Annotated in this window: 16 protein-coding genes; 14 read left to right on the top strand and 2 right to left on the bottom strand. The window is 39.8% G+C overall.

Features of this window, described 5'->3' with window-relative positions; genetic code table 11:
• Positions 1-149 precede the first annotated feature (149 nt).
• The 10 genes from AABB81_RS07150 to AABB81_RS07105 all read left to right on the top strand — a co-directional run bounded on the left by AABB81_RS07150 (position 150) and on the right by AABB81_RS07105 (position 9,813).
• Entirely contained in the window at positions 150-353 is a 204-nt protein-coding gene (locus AABB81_RS07150; RefSeq protein WP_342159546.1) for a dihydrofolate reductase family protein, read from the top strand.
• Positions 354-756: 403 nt separating this feature from the next.
• On the top strand, positions 757-951 hold the full coding sequence (locus AABB81_RS07145; RefSeq protein WP_342159545.1) for a cold-shock protein: 195 nt from the start codon (positions 757-759) through the stop codon (positions 949-951).
• 125 nt (positions 952-1,076) lie between these two features.
• Positions 1,077-2,243, top strand: a complete 1,167-nt coding sequence (locus AABB81_RS07140) for a glycoside hydrolase family 53 protein (protein ID WP_342159544.1) — start codon at positions 1,077-1,079, stop codon at positions 2,241-2,243.
• 25 nt (positions 2,244-2,268) lie between these two features.
• Positions 2,269-3,612, top strand: a complete 1,344-nt coding sequence (locus AABB81_RS07135) for a polysaccharide deacetylase family protein (RefSeq protein WP_342159543.1) — start codon at positions 2,269-2,271, stop codon at positions 3,610-3,612.
• 232 nt (positions 3,613-3,844) lie between these two features.
• Positions 3,845-5,560 carry a glycoside hydrolase family 2 protein gene (locus AABB81_RS07130; protein ID WP_342159542.1) on the top strand — a complete coding sequence of 572 codons (1,716 nt, stop codon included), beginning with the start codon at positions 3,845-3,847 and terminating at the stop codon, positions 5,558-5,560.
• Positions 5,561-5,689: 129 nt separating this feature from the next.
• Complete coding sequence (locus AABB81_RS07125) at positions 5,690-6,271, top strand: hypothetical protein (protein WP_342159541.1); 582 nt, start codon at positions 5,690-5,692, stop codon at positions 6,269-6,271.
• A gap of 265 nt (positions 6,272-6,536) precedes the next feature.
• Positions 6,537-7,298, top strand: a complete 762-nt coding sequence (locus AABB81_RS07120) for a creatininase family protein (protein ID WP_342159540.1) — start codon at positions 6,537-6,539, stop codon at positions 7,296-7,298.
• Between the two features lie 166 nt (positions 7,299-7,464).
• Positions 7,465-8,259, top strand: coding sequence for a carbonic anhydrase (locus tag AABB81_RS07115; protein ID WP_342159539.1), 795 nt, complete (start codon positions 7,465-7,467; stop codon positions 8,257-8,259).
• Between the two features lie 100 nt (positions 8,260-8,359).
• Positions 8,360-8,767 (top strand): DUF7670 domain-containing protein, encoded by a 408-nt coding sequence (locus AABB81_RS07110; protein ID WP_342159537.1) that lies wholly within the window; start codon positions 8,360-8,362, stop codon positions 8,765-8,767.
• Between the two features lie 50 nt (positions 8,768-8,817).
• Positions 8,818-9,813 carry a Gfo/Idh/MocA family protein gene (locus AABB81_RS07105; protein WP_342159535.1) on the top strand — a complete coding sequence of 332 codons (996 nt, stop codon included), beginning with the start codon at positions 8,818-8,820 and terminating at the stop codon, positions 9,811-9,813.
• An 18-nt stretch (positions 9,814-9,831) separates the two neighbouring features.
• On the opposite strand, the gene AABB81_RS07100 is transcribed toward AABB81_RS07105, so the two are convergent.
• Positions 9,832-10,584 carry a hypothetical protein gene (locus AABB81_RS07100; protein WP_342159534.1) on the bottom strand — a complete coding sequence of 251 codons (753 nt, stop codon included), beginning with the start codon at positions 10,582-10,584 and terminating at the stop codon, positions 9,832-9,834.
• 177 nt (positions 10,585-10,761) lie between these two features.
• On the opposite strand from AABB81_RS07100, the gene AABB81_RS07095 reads away from it, so the two are divergent.
• From AABB81_RS07095 to AABB81_RS07085, 3 genes are read left to right on the top strand one after another with little or no spacing between them, the layout of a single operon-like run.
• Positions 10,762-12,339, top strand: coding sequence for an L-serine ammonia-lyase, iron-sulfur-dependent, subunit alpha (locus tag AABB81_RS07095; RefSeq protein ID WP_342159533.1), 1,578 nt, complete (start codon positions 10,762-10,764; stop codon positions 12,337-12,339).
• 11 nt (positions 12,340-12,350) lie between these two features.
• Positions 12,351-12,878, top strand: a complete 528-nt coding sequence (hemG, locus tag AABB81_RS07090) for a menaquinone-dependent protoporphyrinogen IX dehydrogenase (RefSeq protein ID WP_342159532.1) — start codon at positions 12,351-12,353, stop codon at positions 12,876-12,878.
• A gap of 16 nt (positions 12,879-12,894) precedes the next feature.
• Positions 12,895-15,039: an outer membrane protein assembly factor BamB family protein gene (locus AABB81_RS07085; RefSeq protein WP_342159531.1), complete on the top strand. Its 2,145-nt coding sequence runs from the start codon at positions 12,895-12,897 to the stop codon at positions 15,037-15,039.
• A 10-nt stretch (positions 15,040-15,049) separates the two neighbouring features.
• On the opposite strand, the gene AABB81_RS07080 is transcribed toward AABB81_RS07085, so the two are convergent.
• Positions 15,050-16,192 (bottom strand): saccharopine dehydrogenase family protein, encoded by a 1,143-nt coding sequence (locus tag AABB81_RS07080; protein ID WP_342159529.1) that lies wholly within the window; start codon positions 16,190-16,192, stop codon positions 15,050-15,052.
• Positions 16,193-16,438: 246 nt separating this feature from the next.
• On the opposite strand from AABB81_RS07080, the gene AABB81_RS07075 reads away from it, so the two are divergent.
• Complete coding sequence (locus tag AABB81_RS07075) at positions 16,439-17,404, top strand: hypothetical protein (protein WP_342159527.1); 966 nt, start codon at positions 16,439-16,441, stop codon at positions 17,402-17,404.
• The last annotated feature ends 41 nt before the right edge of the window (positions 17,405-17,445 follow it).

Genomic DNA, 17,445 nt, shown 5'->3' with positions numbered 1-17,445 from the left:
CCCATCTGATGGGTGCTTTTTTGTTATATGTAACTTTAACAATTTCTAAAAAAAGAAAAACCATCATGAACCAAGCACAAGAATCAAATCACCTGATACACTTCATAAATTTAAAATGAAGAACCGTAACTTGAGTTTGTTTTATCAGTATGAGCCTGGATGGCTTTTTAGCCTCCAAAGACGATGATTTGTCGTGGATGTCATTTATAGAGAAAAAAGAGGAAGATTATGGTTATGCCGACTACAGCAGTAAAGTCGATACCTATATAGCCGGAAGGGTTACCTATGACTTTGTTTTGAAATTAACAGGAAGGGTTTCCCACAAGCCGAACAGTGGGAATGTTATGTTTTAACAAGGGAAGAGACTGTTCTTGGGAGGAACACTCAGCTTAAAGCTAAAGGCCCTGCCTGTAAGAGAATTTGACACAGGGCTTGTACAGTTGCATTACACAAGAGAAACTGTTTTATAAGGTCCAAAGAAAAACGATATCATTAAAACTGATAAAGTGGAAACTTTATAATTGAGATGATCCTCATGCGCTATCAATGGAACAACCCCTTCAAGCAGTTGTATATTAGACTGTCTTTGTTTACTATTTTATATGAAACTATTTGGGTCTGAAAATTGAATTAGATCCTCTAGATTAATGATTTTCTTTAGGTTGGATGAGCAGTAAAATAGAATTTTATTTAAAAAAAAATATTTTATTCATCAAATTATACTATCTTTGCACTAAATTAATAAATTATTTTAAAATGAATACAGGTAAAGTAAAATTCTTCAATGACGCTAAAGGATTCGGTTTCATAAGCGAGGAAGGAACAGGTAAAGAACATTTTGTACACGTTTCAGGACTTGTAGACGAAATTCGTGAGAATGACGAAGTAGAGTTTGAATTAGAACAAGGAAAAAAAGGATTAAATGCAGTTAACGTAAGAGTTATCTCATAATAAAGAATTTTTTTACAAATTAAAAGCCCATCTGATGATGGGCTTTTTTTTTGTTATTTACTACCTTTGAAAATAAATCTGCTGAGAGGTTATTTAGTCTGATTTGTTCTATTAAATATGAATCCATGAAAATAAAAAGTCTGATGAATTTACTTTTTCTTATCTGGATGGCTTTCCTTTCATGCGATAGTCAAGAAATACCGCAGGGTGGTTTAGACCCTATAATACCTCCTGACTATAATAACCCTGATGTTCCTGAAATAAAAACCGATTTTTATTATGGTGCCGACCTGTCATATGTGAATGAAATGATCGATTGCGGAGCTGTCTACAGAAATTCTGAGAATATTGTTAAAGATCCCTATTCCATTTTTAGTGATGCGGGAGCTAATTTGATTCGTGTTCGTTTGTGGCACAATCCGGATTGGACAGCCTATTCAGATTATCAGGATGTTTTAAAAACAATTAGAAGGGCAAAAGAAAAGGGTATGCAGGTGTTGTTGGATTTTCATTATTCAGATACCTGGACCGATCCGGCCAAGCAGCAAATACCCGCAGCCTGGGAAACTTTCATTAATGATAAGGAGAAGCTTGGTTCTTTGCTGTACGATTATACCTACAAAACATTGACTGATCTGGCACAGGAGCAATTACTTCCTGAAATTGTTCAAGTGGGTAATGAGATAAATCCAATGATACTGCAAGGAGAAGAATTGGCATGGCCCATTAACTGGGGTAGAAATTCCTATCTGATCAACAAAGGTATAGAGGCGGTGCGCCAGGTTGCAAAAGAGCAGAATAGAGAGATTGGGGTCATGCTGCACATTGCCCAGCCCGAAAATGCTTTGTGGTGGTTTAAAGAAGCTACAGAAAACGGTTTAACTGATTATGACTGGATAGGCTTATCGTATTATCCTTTGTGGTCTGAATATGATTTAAATGAGGTAGGGGATGCTTTTAAAACATTGATTAACACCTATAAAAAGAGACTGATGGTCGTTGAAACTGCTTACCCATTTACAATGGACAATGCTGATTCGGCTAACAATATCCTTGGTAATGAGGCTTTGATTTCAGGTTTTCCTGCCACTGAGCAAGGTCAGCTGGATTATCTGAATCTCTTGAAAAAGCGTATTGAGGATGCAGGGGGCGAAGGCCTTGTGTACTGGGAACCGGCCTGGGTATCGACCAAATGCAATACACTATGGGGTCAAGGCTCCCACTGGGACAACGCCACCTTGTTTGATCATGACAATAAGGCAAATAAGGGAATGGAATTTTATAAACATTGAAATACATAATTTAATTGTAAAGAATATGAGCAAGCCCAAAACGACAAAATGGATCATAGTGACAATCTTAACGGGAATACTTTTCTCTGGCTGCACGAAAAGCCCGAATCAACATGTGGGGCAAACTGAAGTAAGCAAATGGCAGGGAAACAAGAAATCAGCCGTTTCGATCACTTACGATGACGGCATCATTACGCAGTTTACCGTTGCCAGACCCATCATGAACAAATTGAACCTCCCGGCTACTTTTTTTGTGCTAACCGGAAAGATAAACGGATCTGAAAACGGTAAGTTTTTAGGAAGACCACAAGATGAAATTATCCGAGAAACTGCATTGACCAAAACAAATGCCGAAAACTTCTTTGAACGCGCTTCCTTGATTGGGTATACCGGCACGAGCGAAGCAATGCTGGCGCATTCGAATGCAGGGTCGCTTTTTGAATCGGGAAAAGTGGAAGAGGCATATCAAACCATAGATGATGCTTTTGAAAAATTACGAAACGGAACCTTAAAAAATACTGATGAAGTTGTATATCACGATAACCCTCAAGATACTACGTCATGGGAAGATTTAAGAAAATTTGCCGCTGAAGGGCACGAAATAGCAAGCCATAGTATCACACATCCGCGAATGGCGGTTTTAGATGAGGTCAACCTGTTATATGAACTCGAACAGAGTAAAGCCGACATATACAAGAACCTGGGTGAAAAGTACACATTTTCGGTAGAGTGCCCTTATGGAACAGAAAATGAGAGGGTAATGGAGTACGCAAGATTGGTGTATCCCGCACTGCGCAATCGGATGCCGGAGGAGTGGCTTGATGAGTTGAACAGGTCAAGTGATCAGGACCCGGAGGCTTCGGAAAATGAATACGTCCAATGGCAAAGAGGGCCTTTAACAGATACCGGTATGGATGTGATGAAATCATGGATAGATACATGCCAGGCTAACGAAAATATATGGCTGGTACTTGTTTTTCACGGGGTTGATAATTTTGGATGGGAAGCCAAAACAGCAAAGGAATTGGAAACATACTTCACTTATATCAAAGAAAAGGAGCATGATCTTTGGGTGGCTACTTTTGCTGATGTGACGAAATACATCAGGGAAAGAAAAAATATTGATATATCCGGTAAGCTGGAGGATGAGACAATAGTTTTGTCGCTGTCATCTGATCTTGACCCTGCAATATATGACGTGCCCCTTAGCTTCAAAACTTATATTCCGGGAAACTGGAAAAAAGTTGAAGTTAAAAAAGGGGAAAATATTGTTTTAAAAGGACTGGATATCCAGAGGGATGAAAAAGGGTCGTATATTTTGTATGATATGGTTCCTCATAACGGGCAGCTGCTTATATCATCCTCTTAAAACTTTTATTAGCAGGTCATTTACACGAATAGACCCATATTAAAGGATATATGATATTCTTAATTATCCCATTTTAAAAGGTTAGAATTGATGCAATGTTATCTTTAATAAAACCAAAAAAGCCAATGAGTTTCAAAATTACCAAACTAATCATCGTTGTAGTATTACTATTAACATTTTTCTTTAACGGGAGTCTCAAAGTAATATTCAAAATATCAAAGGCAGGGATCAGATGAGCCTTAACGGGCGTTGGAATTATATTATAGATCCTTATCAGATGGGGTACCTGGATTACAGGCAAGAACCTTACGATCAGAGAAAATCAGGGAATGGCGGGTTCTTTGATAACATCACCAAAGTTGAAAAATCAAAAATAGTAGAGTATAATTTTGATTATGAACCAAGCTTAAAAGTGCCGGGTGATTGGAATTCTCAATCGGAAAAACTAGAGTTTTATGAGGGAACATTATGGTATCGCAGGGAATTTCAATTGAGTCCGGAAAATGATAAAAGATATTTTCTTCATTTTGGTGCAGTGAACTATGAGGCTCATGTGTACCTTAATGGCAAGAAATTGGGCACCCACAAAGGCGGTTTTACGCCTTTTCAATATGAAGTTACCGATCACTTAAATTCAGGAAATAATTTTGTCGTCGTAATGGTCAACAATACCAGGAAGAAAGACGAGATTCCTACTGTAAATACAGATTGGTGGAACTATGGAGGTATTACAAGGGATGTTATACTGATCGAAACCCCAAAAACATTTATAAGAGATTACAAAGTCCAATTGGCAAAGAATGACAGGCAATTGATTAAAGGTTTTATTCAAATGGAAGGGGTCGCAGCAATAGAACCTGTTGTCCTGGAAATCCCGGAATTAAAGATAAAAAACAGATTTAATACCAATGAGAGCGGCAGGGTTGAATTTGAGATTCCTGTGAAAAATGTGCGTTACTGGTCGCCTGAGGATCCAAAATTATATCAGGTGGAAATTTCGTCAAGCCTGGACGATGTTTCTGATAAGATTGGTTTAAGGACGATCAGAACTGAGGGAAAGAATATTTTTCTGAATAACAAATCCATGTTTTTAAAAGGGATATCGATGCATGATGAAAACCCCCTTATCGGAGGCAGGTTGCGAAGTGAAGGGGATATGCGGATGATGTTGAACTGGGCAAAGGAGCTAGGTTGTAACTATGTTCGCCTGGCACATTATACGCACAATGAAACAATGTTGCGGCTTGCGGATGAAATGGGGCTGATGGTTTGGTCAGAAGTTCCTGTATACTGGACCATCTCATGGACCAAAGAGGAAACGTTTCAGAATGCAGAAAATCAATTAGCCGTTGGGATTGAACGGGACAAAAACAGAGCAAGTGTTATTATTTGGTCCGTAGGTAATGAAACTCCGGTGACCGAACCCAGAAATGTTTTTATGGGTAATCTTATTAAAAAAGCCAGAAGTCTTGATAATACCCGTTTAATTGCTGCTGCTTTGGAAGTGGAAAGGGAAGGTTACACTGTTACAGTGGAAGATCCTTTAGGCGAATTAATCGACCTTGCAAGTTTTAACGAATACGGGGGCTGGTATTGGTCAGAACCTAAAGAGCTGCCAAAATATAATTTTGTTATTCAATACAATAAACCGGTTATTATTTCTGAGTTTGGAGGAGGTGCCCTGGCAGGGTTTCACGCCGATGATGATACCGTCTGGAGTGAAGAATTTCAGGAATTACTTTATAAAAATCAAATTGAGATGCTCGAAAAAATTGATGGTCTAAGAGGAATGACTCCATGGATCCTGGTAGATTTCAAATCGCCAAGAAGGCAACATCCTGTATATCAGAATTTCTGGAATAGAAAGGGCCTTATATCAGAAACAGGTCAAAAGAAAAAGGCCTTTTTTGTATTACAGAAATATTACAAAGAGAAGTCAATGAATTAATAATCGTATCTAGCCAAAAAAGCGATTAATTCATTTTTTATCGTATGACTCACAGGTTTAAAAATTGAATGAATACCTTACCTTAGCAGCAACATTAACAAAACCAAATTTTAAACTAAAAATTGAATTATGAAAGCAACAAAAATTTATGCTATTGTACTATTGGTTATGACTTCACTAACGTTTAGTGCTTATGCCCAGGACAAAAGACCATCACGGGAAAAATGGAATGAGGTAAGCATGCAGGGTACCGTTACAGAGATTGATGCCGAAACAAGAGAAATTACCCTTATGGGCAATGATGGAGGATTAATGACTGTAATAGCAGGAGAAGAGGTCGAAAGATTTGATGAAATTGCTGTAGACGACGTTATTAAATTTGATTATTATACCTATTTAAAGGCTGAGTTTCGCGATCCGACCCCTGAGGAGGTCGCCGAACCTGTCCAGATTATGGCTGAAGCAGGAAAAGCTCCCGAAGGGATAGATCCGGCAGCAGTTGTTGGTGCCGTTGTGAAGGCTGTAGTAACTATTGAGGCACTGAACAGGCCTTTTATGGTGGCAACGGTAAGCGGTCCTAATGGAAACTACGTGAGCATACCCATGGAAGATGAAAAGTTAATGACCGAACTTCACATTGGTGAAGTATTGATTCTTACCTATGCCGAAGCGATGGTAGTAGAGCTTGAAAAAGTAGGTGTTGAAGAATAATTTTTGATCTTTAAAAACATTCGCATTTTATCAGGATGGTAGCACTAATTTAATGTATGTGCTCTATTAAAAATTGTAAAAATCCCATGGACATGTTTTCATGGGATTTTTTTTGAGGATCTTCTATGTAAAAATCCTGTTTATAGCAGGAGCAATTGATATTGCAAAGTTTAAGGCCAATACATAGATAATGTCATTAATTCTGTCAAAATCCTTTTTCAAATTTCTATTTTAGCACTATCTTAACTTCATATAAAACAATAATATGAGACCCTATATTTTAGCAGAAACAAATTGGAAGCACCTTAAGGATGAAAAGATAGAACTTGCTGTTTTGCCCTGGGGTGCAACTGAGGCACATAATTATCATTTACCCTATGCCACAGATAATATTGAATGCGATTACCTTGCGGCAGAATCGGCAGGACTCGCCTGGGAGAAAGGGGCAAAGCTCATTGTTTTACCCACGATACCTTTTGGGGTAAATACCGGGCAAAGTGATATTTACCTGGATATAAACTTGAATCCTTCTACACAGTTGGCCATCCTAAGGGATATCATAACAGTTTTAAACAGGCAGGGAATCAATAAATTATTGATATTCAACAGTCATGGAGGCAATGATTTTAAAACCATGCTCAGAGAACTTGGACTTGAATTTCCTGAAATGTTTCTGGCCACCTCGAATTGGTTTCAAGCCATGGAACGTAAAAAATATTTTGAGTTGGATGGAGATCACGCCGAAGAAATGGAAACGAGCCTGTTATTATACTTAAAACCTGAACTGGTATTGCCTAAAGAATCATGGGGAGATGGAGCGGAGAAAAAACACAAGATTGAAGCATTTTCAGAAAGCTGGCTCTGGACCGAGAGGAAATGGTCGAAGGTAACGGCAGATACTGGAATCGGGGATCCAAAATTGGCAAGCAAAGAAAAGGGTGAAATGTTTTTTAAAGAGCTTACACAAAAACTTGCCCAGGCAATGACCGAAATATGTAGCATGGATATAAATAATTGTTATCATTGAGGCTAAATTTGATTTTTGTCATGTTTAACTTCCTTTCAGGTAGATACCTTTATAGCTTTAAATCAGATCGTCTGTTTTTTTATATCGTTTTATAAAACCAGATCATCTTATTTATCAAATCAACCTAAAGTATTTAGTTATAAAGACAATATTCAAAAGCAAGCTCATGAAATTATACCCAAGAATTGCCATAGTGATACTTATGTTAAGCATGTCCTACTCCTGCAATAGAGAAGATCAGAAACAACAGGTCCACGAAGGATCACAAGAAAGTCATTGGAGTTATGAGGGAGAAACATCGCCTGAACACTGGGCGGAGCTGGAAAAAGATTCTGATTGTTCAGGGCAAAGACAATCTCCGGTTAATATTATTGATATCCACACTGTTGAGGACCAGAATCAGGAAAGTACCATTGAATTGTTTTATTCTCCTAAAACCATTTTAAATAAGGTACGAAATAACGGGCATTCGATTCAGTTTCTTTTTGACAAGGGAGATTCAATCGCTTATAATCAAACGAATTTTAATTTGGTTCAAATTCATTTTCACGAACCTTCTGAACATACCATCAATGGGATAAGATATCCTATTGAGATCCACCTGGTTCACCAAAGTCAGGAAAAAAATTATACAGTGCTAAGTATTTTTGGATTTGAGGGAGAACAAAGCCAAACCATGGAAGATATGGAAAGCTTTCTTCCCTTGCAAAAAGGACAGGAAAAAGAAATAGAAAGGGCCTTTGACCTTTCTAGATTGTTCCCTGCTAACAAATCATATTATGCATATGAGGGTTCATTGACCACTCCTCCTTGTACAGAAAATGTGCAATGGGTCATTTTTAAAGAACCTATTGTGGTCTCCTTGGAGGAGGTCTTAAAATTAAAGGATAATATGCCTTTGGAAAATTACAGGAATGAACAGCCATTGAATGACCGGCTGGTTTATCTGCACAAAATGTAGGTCATAGGAATCTTGTTTTTTGACAGGCGTCAAGATTTCCATTGATCCAAGTCATTTGTACTCTGGTTGACGATAACTAGTTTTACCTTAAAACAAGGTTATGACAATCAATCCTCGTTTTATCTTCTGGCTTCCCAGGATTATATGCATTATTGCAATTCTTTTTATAAGTGTATTCGCCTTGGATGCTTTTCAGCCCGAATTAACTGTCTGGCAACAGATACAGGCTTTTGCCATGCATTTGATTCCTTCTTTTATTTTGTTGCTCATCCTGATTATTGCCTGGAGATGGGAACTGGTCGGAGGAATTATCTTCCTGCTTGTGGGTATTGGTTTAAGCCCTTTGGTTTTTATGCACAATTACCGCATGAATGGTTCAGTAGGGATGAGCCTGCTGATCATCGCAACCATTACGTTTCCATTTATACTTGTGGGAATCTTGTTTATGCTGGGATATCGAATGAACCGCAAACAAACTACTGTTAAAAATAAACCTTTAGAGTCCTAAAGCACAGATTTTAGTATATTTACTTTTATTCAAAATAATTCAAAAGGCAGGTGCATTTTAGTAACAAGGATTTAAAATCAATTCGCTGGGGTATCATTGGCTGTGGTGATGTAACCGAAGTAAAAAGCGGGCCGGCTTATCAGCAAACAGAAGGCTTTGAGTTGGCAGCAGTGATGAGAAGAAGTCTCGAAAAGGCTCGGGATTATGCGCATCGCCATCATGTTAAAAAAATTTATAATGATGCTCAGGAACTCATCAGCGATAAAGACATTGATGCTGTGTATATTGCAACCCCTCCCGATTCACATATGTACTATGCCCTAAAAGTAGCAGCAGCGGGAAAGCCTTGTTGTATAGAAAAACCAATGGCTCCAAGCTATAAGGAATGTCTTGCAATCCACGAGTCCTTTAACAAAAAAAAGCTGCCTTTGTTTGTAGCTTATTACAGACGAACCCTGCCACGATTTCAAAAAGTAAAGGAAATGTTGGATGGGGATCAAATTGGGGAGTTAAGGCACATCAATTGGATTTTGAACGCTGGACCCAGCGTCGCGGATCTGTCGAAAGAACAAAATTGGAGAACAGATTCCCGGGTGGCACCAGGAGGCTATTTTGATGATCTTGCAAGCCATGGACTCAATTTGTTTGAGTTTTTATTGGGTGAGGTCAAGGAAGCTTCCGGATTCAGTATCAATCAGCAAGGTTTGTATTCGGCCGTGGATGCGGTGGCAGCTTCATGGATTCATAAATGCGGTGCAACAGGATCTGCCAGCTGGAATTTTGGGAGTTTTGGCAATGAAGATAAAGTGGACATATACGGAAGTTCCGGGAAGATCACTTTTTCTGTTTTTCAGGATGGGCCTTTGGTATGTGAAAAAAAAGAAGGCAGGGAGGAAGTGTATATAGAGCATCCTCAAACCATACAGCTACCACATGTGCAGGAAATGAAAAGGGCACTTTTTGATGATCACTACATGCATCCTTCAACAGGAGCTACAGCTTTGCATACGAGTTGGTTTATGGATAAAATTCTCGGGAAGATTTAAAACAGGTACATTCAGTTTTTACTCAGTGAAACTACTTTCTTCAAAATAATCGGCTATCTCGATCATAGCCGAAAAAACTGCTGCAGTGACCAGTTGCATTTGAGGATCTGATTGGTCTGTGATCCAGATGAATTTTTTATAGCTAAAAGAACCTCCTGAATAATATTGCAAGGCTCCTATGGGATTTCCATTAATAAAAGCTTGAATTCCCTTCGGAGCGGTATTCTCCAATTTGCCTGTGGGTTCGCCTGTAGCCATTTCAAAATAAATTTCGTCGTTGCCATTTGTTAGAAAAAGATTCTTTAAAGAAAAAGACTCAGTTCCCGGGGTCTTTGTCATAAGCAGTACCCAAAGATCTTCAGGGTCGATACTTGTGGTAATATAGGCACTTACATCATCTGATGAAGTATTCGAATCGATATCGGGATTTGCCTCATTGTTAGAGGCTGCCTCTACTTTCGCAATGTCACCCTTTCTATTTGTCAGTTCGAAAGAAAATAACAGGGAAGAGGGATCTTTTGATTGAATTCCGGATGCTGCATCATTTTGTTTTAAAATACTTGGCCCGTTTCTTTTGTCTGTAGAAAAATCACCAAACTTAAGCCTTGCAGGTTTGTCTTTTGAGATCATACCGATTTTGAGCAATAACCTCTCACTGTGGTTCGCCAATTTAGGATCAAGCGGGATCTGGTCTTTTTGAGCAAGCAGGCCGTGGATTCCTGAAATAAAAATAACACTAACAAGGAGCGGGATATATTTTTTGGATATCATATGTTTTGGTTGAAGAAATCAATGATATACGAAAATAAGTGTTTGGGCCGAAAGTAAAAAATGAACTTTTACGGGCTTTGGGTCTCGATATTGATTTAAAAATTAATGTGTAATTTTAATCGGAAGAAAAGCAATCTCTTTTCCCCTTGTATCTAAACAGAATAAATACAAAATGACATGAATAGTTTACCAAGTATATTCAACGATGTAATCGGTCCTGTAATGAGAGGGCCTTCTAGTTCTCATACTGCAGCCTCCTGGAGGGTTGCAAGGATGGCCGTGCAAATGATAGATGGTCATCTTAAGCATGCTTCAATTGCTTTCGACAAGGATGGAGCATGGGTAACGAATTATGAGGAACAGGGTACGGTTTTAGGAATGAACGGTGGTTTGCTAGAAATTGATATGGCAGATGACCTGATGAAACAAACCGAAAGAATAGCTTCTGAGAGAGGGGTCGACATCTCCTATAAGATTAGCACATTTGAAAACACACATGCCAACAGTATGCAGCTCACCTTGACCTCAGATGGCGGAGATCATGTTGAAGTCCTGGCCGCATCTTTAGGTGGAGGTTCTTTTGAGATTCAAAAAATTGATGGATGCAGGGTGAAGATGAAAGGAGATTATCACGAACTTTTGGTTTGGTCACATGGCGATATAGAAAAGGATTTGTTAAAAATTAAATCATCGGAGGTTCAATTAAAATGTATCGAATCGACTGACTTCAACCTTTATGTCTTTGAGAGTTATCAGCCTTTTGACGGTGTATTAACAGATCGTATTTTACAAGTTGATGAGGTCTTTAAAATGGCAAATGTGTTACCTGTTATGCCTATTATTTCGGGGAAAGACAGAGAGCTTCCCTTCTCTACGATCGAATCGCTTATCGCATACGCCGAGGCTGAGGGGATGTCGCTGGGATCTGTAGGTTTACTTTATGAACAATACCGAAGCGGACTTTCTAAAGAGGTTTTGAAAGATAAAATGAAAACCATAATTCAGATCATTGAAGGAAGCATTGAAAGGGGTTTGTCAGGAACCGAATATGAAGACAGGATTTTACCACAACAGTCGAATCTGGTTGCGAGGGCTGAACAAAAAGGGAAAATACTTCAAGGATCCATTATCAATAAAATTATTGAAAACGTTGCTGCGATCATGGAATCTAAAAGTGCTTTGGAGGTCATTGTGGCAAATCCTACAGCAGGGTCCTGCGGTACAGTAGGTGCTGCTTTAAAAGCGGTTTCAGATGAAGTTAAAGCTTCAATGGATGACAAGATTATGGCTTATTACGCAGCAGGACTTGTTGGGGCTTATTTCGCGATGGGGCCCGGATTCTCAGCAGAGGAACACGGGTGTCAGGTAGAATGCGGAGCCTCTGCCGGTATGGCAGCTGCCGGAATCGTTGAGTTTTTTGGAGGGACTGCAGCTCAGGGCCTGGGTGCAGCTTCTATGGCGATTCAAAACATGATTGGCCTCGTTTGCGATCCTATAGCCGACAGGGTTGAGGCACCCTGTCTGGGAAAGAACACAAGTGCTGCAGTTAATGCTTTGTCTTCTGCAACCATGGCAATATCAGGCTTTGCGCATCTTATACCACTCGATCAGGTGCTGGAAACCGTTGAAAGAGTAAGTGCCGATATGCCCACCTGTGTAAAATGCACAGGGTTGGGTGGTTTGGCCATTACTCCTGCAGCCTTAAAACTTAAGGAACAGCTCGAGAAGATAAAAACTACCCAGACAAATAGGTAAAATTGAATTCAATGACAGATACTATTTTACTTATTTATGCTTCGGTAGACGGACAAACAAAGAAAATTTCAAATATCCTGGCCGACCAGTTAAAACAAACAGGGAAGCAGGTTGTTTTGTATGAAGTGAGTGATTTTGACGGTAACCTGGAAACTTTTGATAAAGTGATCATTGGGTCCAGTATCAGGTATGGCGTTCATCACAAAGCAGTGATCGATTTTATTAATCTGCACAAGGAAGAGCTTGACTCACATAAAACAGCCTTTTTTTCTGTAAACCTCGTAGCGAGAAAACCGGAAAAGAATCAGGCAGACACGAATCCATACGTGATCAAATTTTTTAAGGAAATTACCTGGAGGCCAACCTTGGTCGAGGTTTTTGCAGGTCAGCTGGATTATAAAAAGTATCCTTTTTCTGACAGGATCATGATACAGTTCATTATGTGGATGACCAAGGGTCCTACCGATAAGAACACAAAAATAGAATATACTGATTGGGGCCGGGTAAAGGATTTTGGTCAAAGGATTTTGGAACTTTAATTCACATATAAGTGCGATGACCTGTTGTAAAAAATCCTCTATTGCTGCTTTTGTTTTCTTGATAGCAATCCTTGTTTTGTCATGTGGCAAAACCGAACTTAAATTACAGGAGGCAGGCAGAGATTGGCCGGTGTATTTGGGAGGTAAAAACAGCAATCAATTCTCACCGCTCGATCAGATCAACAAAGAGAATGCGACTCAGTTGAAACTTGCCTGGAGATATAACTCAGGATCAGGAGATAGTCTTGGTTTCTCGCAGATTCAATGTAATCCTATCATCATCGACGGGATTTTGTATGGAACCTCACCCGAACTCATACTTTTTGCCCTTGATGCTGCTACCGGAAAGCAGATCTGGCAATTTGATTCAAATGTCAATGAAAACTTTTCATTGCATGTAAACAGAGGAATCAGTTACTGGCAGGAGGAAGATGATAAACGATTATTCTTTAGCGCCGGGTCAAATTTATATGCCATCGATGCCGAAAAGGGAAAACTGATTGATACTTTTGGAAATTCGGGTATTGTTTCTTTAAAGGAAGGATTGGGGAAACGTTCAGAAAAAAGTTATGTCGTGGCCAGAACCCCGGGAATCATTTATAAGGATCTGCTGATCATAGGGTCTACGGTATCAGAAACCATGGGCGCGGCTTCGGGGCATATTCGTGCTTTTAATGTAAAGACAGGTGCATTGGAATGGATATTTCACACCATTCCACAACCGGGTGAGTTTGGTTATGATACCTGGCCAAAGGAGGCTTATCGCAGTATAGGTGGAGCCAATAACTGGGCCGGAATGAGCCTTGATGTCAAAAGAGGGATCGTTTATTGCCCTACAGGTTCTGCTGCCTATGATTTTTGGGGTGGCAACAGAAAGGGCCAGAATTTATTCGCAAACAGCCTAATTGCCTTAAATGCAGCTACCGGTAAGAGGATTTGGCACTACCAAACGGTACATCATGATATTTGGGACAAGGACCTGCCTGCTCCTCCAAATCTTATTCAGGTAAGACGAAATGGAGCAAAAGTTGATGCAGTGGCTCAGATAACCAAACAAGGATATATTTTTTTATTTGACAGAAGTACCGGAGAAAGCCTTTTCCCTATTGACGAGCTTGAGGTACCCAATTCTGATCTTGATGGAGAAGTTGCCTGGCCCACACAACCGGTTCCCCAATTACCGCCTCCTCTAATTCCTCAGGTATTTGATATGGAAATGGTAACTGACATAGATTCAGTTTCAGGGCTTTATGTGTCAAGTATCCTCCGGACTTTGAGGACGGGAAAATCCTATATCCCTCCAAGTACCCAGGGGACGGTTATTTTTCCGGGATTTGACGGAGGTGCAGAATGGGGAGGTGCCGCCGCTGAAGCTGAAAAGGGAATACTTTATGTCAATTCCAATATCATGCCCTGGATCCATATGATGGTTCCATTGGATCAGGGAAGTGCGTCTAAAGGGAAAGAGGGAGAAAGATCATTTCTTAAAAATTGTGCGGTTTGTCACGGACAAGACAGAAAGGGGGATCCCTCAGGGACATTTCCAAACCTGACTCAGGTGAAGCTAAAATACAGCAAAGAAGAAATGCTCAAAATACTGATGGATGGCAAAGGTTTTATGCCTTCCTTTAAACATCTTGATCAAAGGGAATTGGAAAATATTTTATCCTATGTAAGAGGTGAAATTACGGAAACGACTCATATACCCGATATCGGGGCCCGCGACGAGTACGAAGTGCCCTTTACCCATACGGGCTATAACCGCTTTTTTGACAACAAGGGCTACCCGGCTGTAAAACCTCCCTGGGGAACACTTTCAGCGGTTGACATGAATAAAGGTAAAATCCTTTGGCAAGTACCTTTAGGAGAGTATATGGAGCTCTCTAAAAAAGGGATTCCAAAAACAGGTACCGAAAATTACGGCGGCCCTGTGGTTACTGCAGGGGGAATTATTTTTATCGGTGCGTCGAAGGATGAATATTTCAGGGTATTTGACAAAGATACCGGGGATGAACTTTGGAAATATAAACTTCCGGCCGGTGCCTATGCAACACCTAGCACCTATATGGTGGGAGATAAACAATACGTTGTTGTTGCCTGCGGAGGAGGTAAGATGGGTACCCCCTCCGGTAACAGCTATATTGCCTTCACCATTGAATAAGCCTATTCTTTTACGACAAAATTTTTGCGGTTTTTATATAGTGAATATCCCTGTCCTTTAAATAATTTAAAAAATACTTAAAACAAGCCTCGTGTTTCCCAACCAATTCAGGAGGGAAAACACCTTTTTCGGAGAATAAGCCGTCCAAAAACAGGTTCGCGGCAGCAGTAGCCGTATAGCCCGTAGTTCTCGCCATAGATGAAGTCCTGGTCTTGTGGCAGTATTCGTCGTGAAGGTCATAGGTTATTTCTTCTGTTTGACCATTTGCATTTTCTCCCTTTAAAGTAATTCGCATCACGGTAATTTCCTCCTCGTTTTTTTCCAGTTTCCACTCATTGAACAGGATTTTACTCGTAAAGTCCAGAGGACGAACACCCACGCCATTCACTTGAATTTCATCCGTGCTAAAGAAGCCGCTTTCCTTAAGCGCCCTCACATATTCAACATGTCCCGGGTATCTCAGGGTTTTTTCTTTCATATTTGGAATATGCGGCATCGTGTCGATAATTGATCTTAACCCGTCAGAATTAAATGATTCCAGTGTACCGAGCTTTTCGAATTGAACATAGTCACAATCAGTTAAGGCCTCCCGAACCACTTTATGGCCGTTTTCGACATATCTGGCGGGCCTGGTATACTCTTCGATCACATCAATTGGCGAAAAAGGGGCCTTATAGCTAAAGGGCCATTTCTTCTCTTTGGGAAGCCCCCCGACAAGGCATTCAAAATCGCTGAGTTTCATGATTTCATTATAATGACCTAAAATGATGTTATCCATTCCTGGGGCAACCCCGCAGTCTACTATGGCAGTAACATTCTTTTGCTTTGCCAGCGCATCAAGTTCCAGCGAATTTTCTGAGAAAAATGAAATGTCAATTACATTTTTCCCGGCTTCAATGATGGCTCTCAAGGTGCTAAAACCCAAGAAACCCGGAACCGCACAGATCACAAGGTCAAATTCTTTTACAGTCTTTTGCAGGGTATCTTTATCAGTAACATCAAGAGTGAGAATTTGCAACTCCTTATGTTCTGTTTTAACATTCTTCAAAACTGATAAGCTGATATCAGTTAGGGTTACTTCGTGTTTTTTTGCCATATCTATGGCCATGGCACTGCCTACCATGCCGGCACCAATTACAATTACTTTGCTCATATTTTTCTAAATAAAGGGTTTATGATGTGTTTAATACTCAATTTTGGAAGTACAGCTACAAACCGGGGATATAAATCCAAGGCATCTCAATCGGTTTTTTGACATATATAAACATCATAACAACAAATATGCGATAATAAGATGAGAAATAAAATGATTTGGACCCATCAAACGACGAATTCCGGTCAATTAAACGGGAGTTTGATTTTCTATACGATGTGTCTTATCAATATTTTATACCTTTAGATGGCTGACAAAATAATTATGAGACTATTTACGCATCTTGTTTTTATCGTACTTTTTACATGCTTTATTGGCTGTGATGAGGAAAATAACGACCCTGACCCGTTTCAGGATCAGCCTTTGGGAGAGTTTATTGACGAAAATACCTATCGGGTTTTTCCAAAGAAACAGGATAATTTTGGTGTAGCGGAATTTAGGCTCTGGGTACCCGAATCAACTGAGCAGGTTCGTGCCGTTGCCATCTTGTTGGGCAGTTATAATTTCAATGGTCTGGGGCTTGTAAAGACTTTTGAATGGCAGGCTTTTGGAAATTTGGAAAACGTTGCCCTTCTTGGAGTGAATTTTAAAACAATCAGCGATGTTTCGGGTTATTATCCTGAAGCACATCTTGGCAGTGGACAGGCATTGTTAAATGCCTTGGAAAAACTGGCAGAAGGAAGCGGAAATGAATATATAAAGGATTTACCTTTGCTCCTGAGGGGTTATTCAGCCGGAGGTGTATTCAGTTACAGTTTTTCAGGATTCAAAAATGAACGCGTCCTGGCCTTTGCCAATATCAGGGGAGGGGGGTTAAACTTCACTCAGGATACCAATAAAGGAATACCTGGATTGATGATTTACGGTGAAAATGATGCGCCTCAAAGAAATAGCAGGATCATTTCGACCGTTGAGGAAAAAAGAAGTGCAGGGGGTAATTGGAGCCTGTTAAAAGAGCCGGGGGTTGATCATTACGGAGAACTGATAAAACCCGATATCTTTATTCGGATGCTGTTTAAAAAAGTACTGGCAACAAGACTTAAGGAAGGTTCAAACGAGCTATATGCCCTTGATGAATCCGATGGTTGGTTGGGAGATTCCTCCACTTTGGAGATTCATCCTTTCAGCGAATTTATAGGGGACAAAACAAAAGCCTCCTGGCTTATTGATGAAGAATTTGCCAAAAGCTGGAAGGCCTTTCAGCAGGATTGATTATAAACCCATCATTATCCGGCATTAAATAATCATGAAAG

This window comes from Lutimonas vermicola (genome assembly GCF_038433205.1).
Lineage (GTDB): Bacteria > Bacteroidota > Bacteroidia > Flavobacteriales > Flavobacteriaceae > Lutimonas > Lutimonas vermicola.
The sequence above is the reverse complement of the archived record's forward strand: the minus strand, read 5'-3'. Positions and strand labels throughout refer to the sequence as shown.

Coding starts and splice junctions, on each gene's coding strand:
- AABB81_RS07150 (WP_342159546.1), top strand. CDS start 150: ATGAGCCTGGATGGCTTTTTAGCCTCCAAAGACGATGATTTGTCGTGG.
- AABB81_RS07145 (WP_342159545.1), top strand. CDS start 757: ATGAATACAGGTAAAGTAAAATTCTTCAATGACGCTAAAGGATTCGGT.
- AABB81_RS07140 (WP_342159544.1), top strand. CDS start 1,077: ATGAAAATAAAAAGTCTGATGAATTTACTTTTTCTTATCTGGATGGCT.
- AABB81_RS07135 (WP_342159543.1), top strand. CDS start 2,269: ATGAGCAAGCCCAAAACGACAAAATGGATCATAGTGACAATCTTAACG.
- AABB81_RS07130 (WP_342159542.1), top strand. CDS start 3,845: ATGAGCCTTAACGGGCGTTGGAATTATATTATAGATCCTTATCAGATG.
- AABB81_RS07125 (WP_342159541.1), top strand. CDS start 5,690: ATGAAAGCAACAAAAATTTATGCTATTGTACTATTGGTTATGACTTCA.
- AABB81_RS07120 (WP_342159540.1), top strand. CDS start 6,537: ATGAGACCCTATATTTTAGCAGAAACAAATTGGAAGCACCTTAAGGAT.
- AABB81_RS07115 (WP_342159539.1), top strand. CDS start 7,465: ATGAAATTATACCCAAGAATTGCCATAGTGATACTTATGTTAAGCATG.
- AABB81_RS07110 (WP_342159537.1), top strand. CDS start 8,360: ATGACAATCAATCCTCGTTTTATCTTCTGGCTTCCCAGGATTATATGC.
- AABB81_RS07100 (WP_342159534.1), bottom strand. CDS start 10,584: ATGATATCCAAAAAATATATCCCGCTCCTTGTTAGTGTTATTTTTATT.
- AABB81_RS07095 (WP_342159533.1), top strand. CDS start 10,762: ATGAATAGTTTACCAAGTATATTCAACGATGTAATCGGTCCTGTAATG.
- hemG (WP_342159532.1), top strand. CDS start 12,351: ATGACAGATACTATTTTACTTATTTATGCTTCGGTAGACGGACAAACA.
- AABB81_RS07085 (WP_342159531.1), top strand. CDS start 12,895: ATGACCTGTTGTAAAAAATCCTCTATTGCTGCTTTTGTTTTCTTGATA.
- AABB81_RS07080 (WP_342159529.1), bottom strand. CDS start 16,192: ATGAGCAAAGTAATTGTAATTGGTGCCGGCATGGTAGGCAGTGCCATG.
- AABB81_RS07075 (WP_342159527.1), top strand. CDS start 16,439: ATGGCTGACAAAATAATTATGAGACTATTTACGCATCTTGTTTTTATC.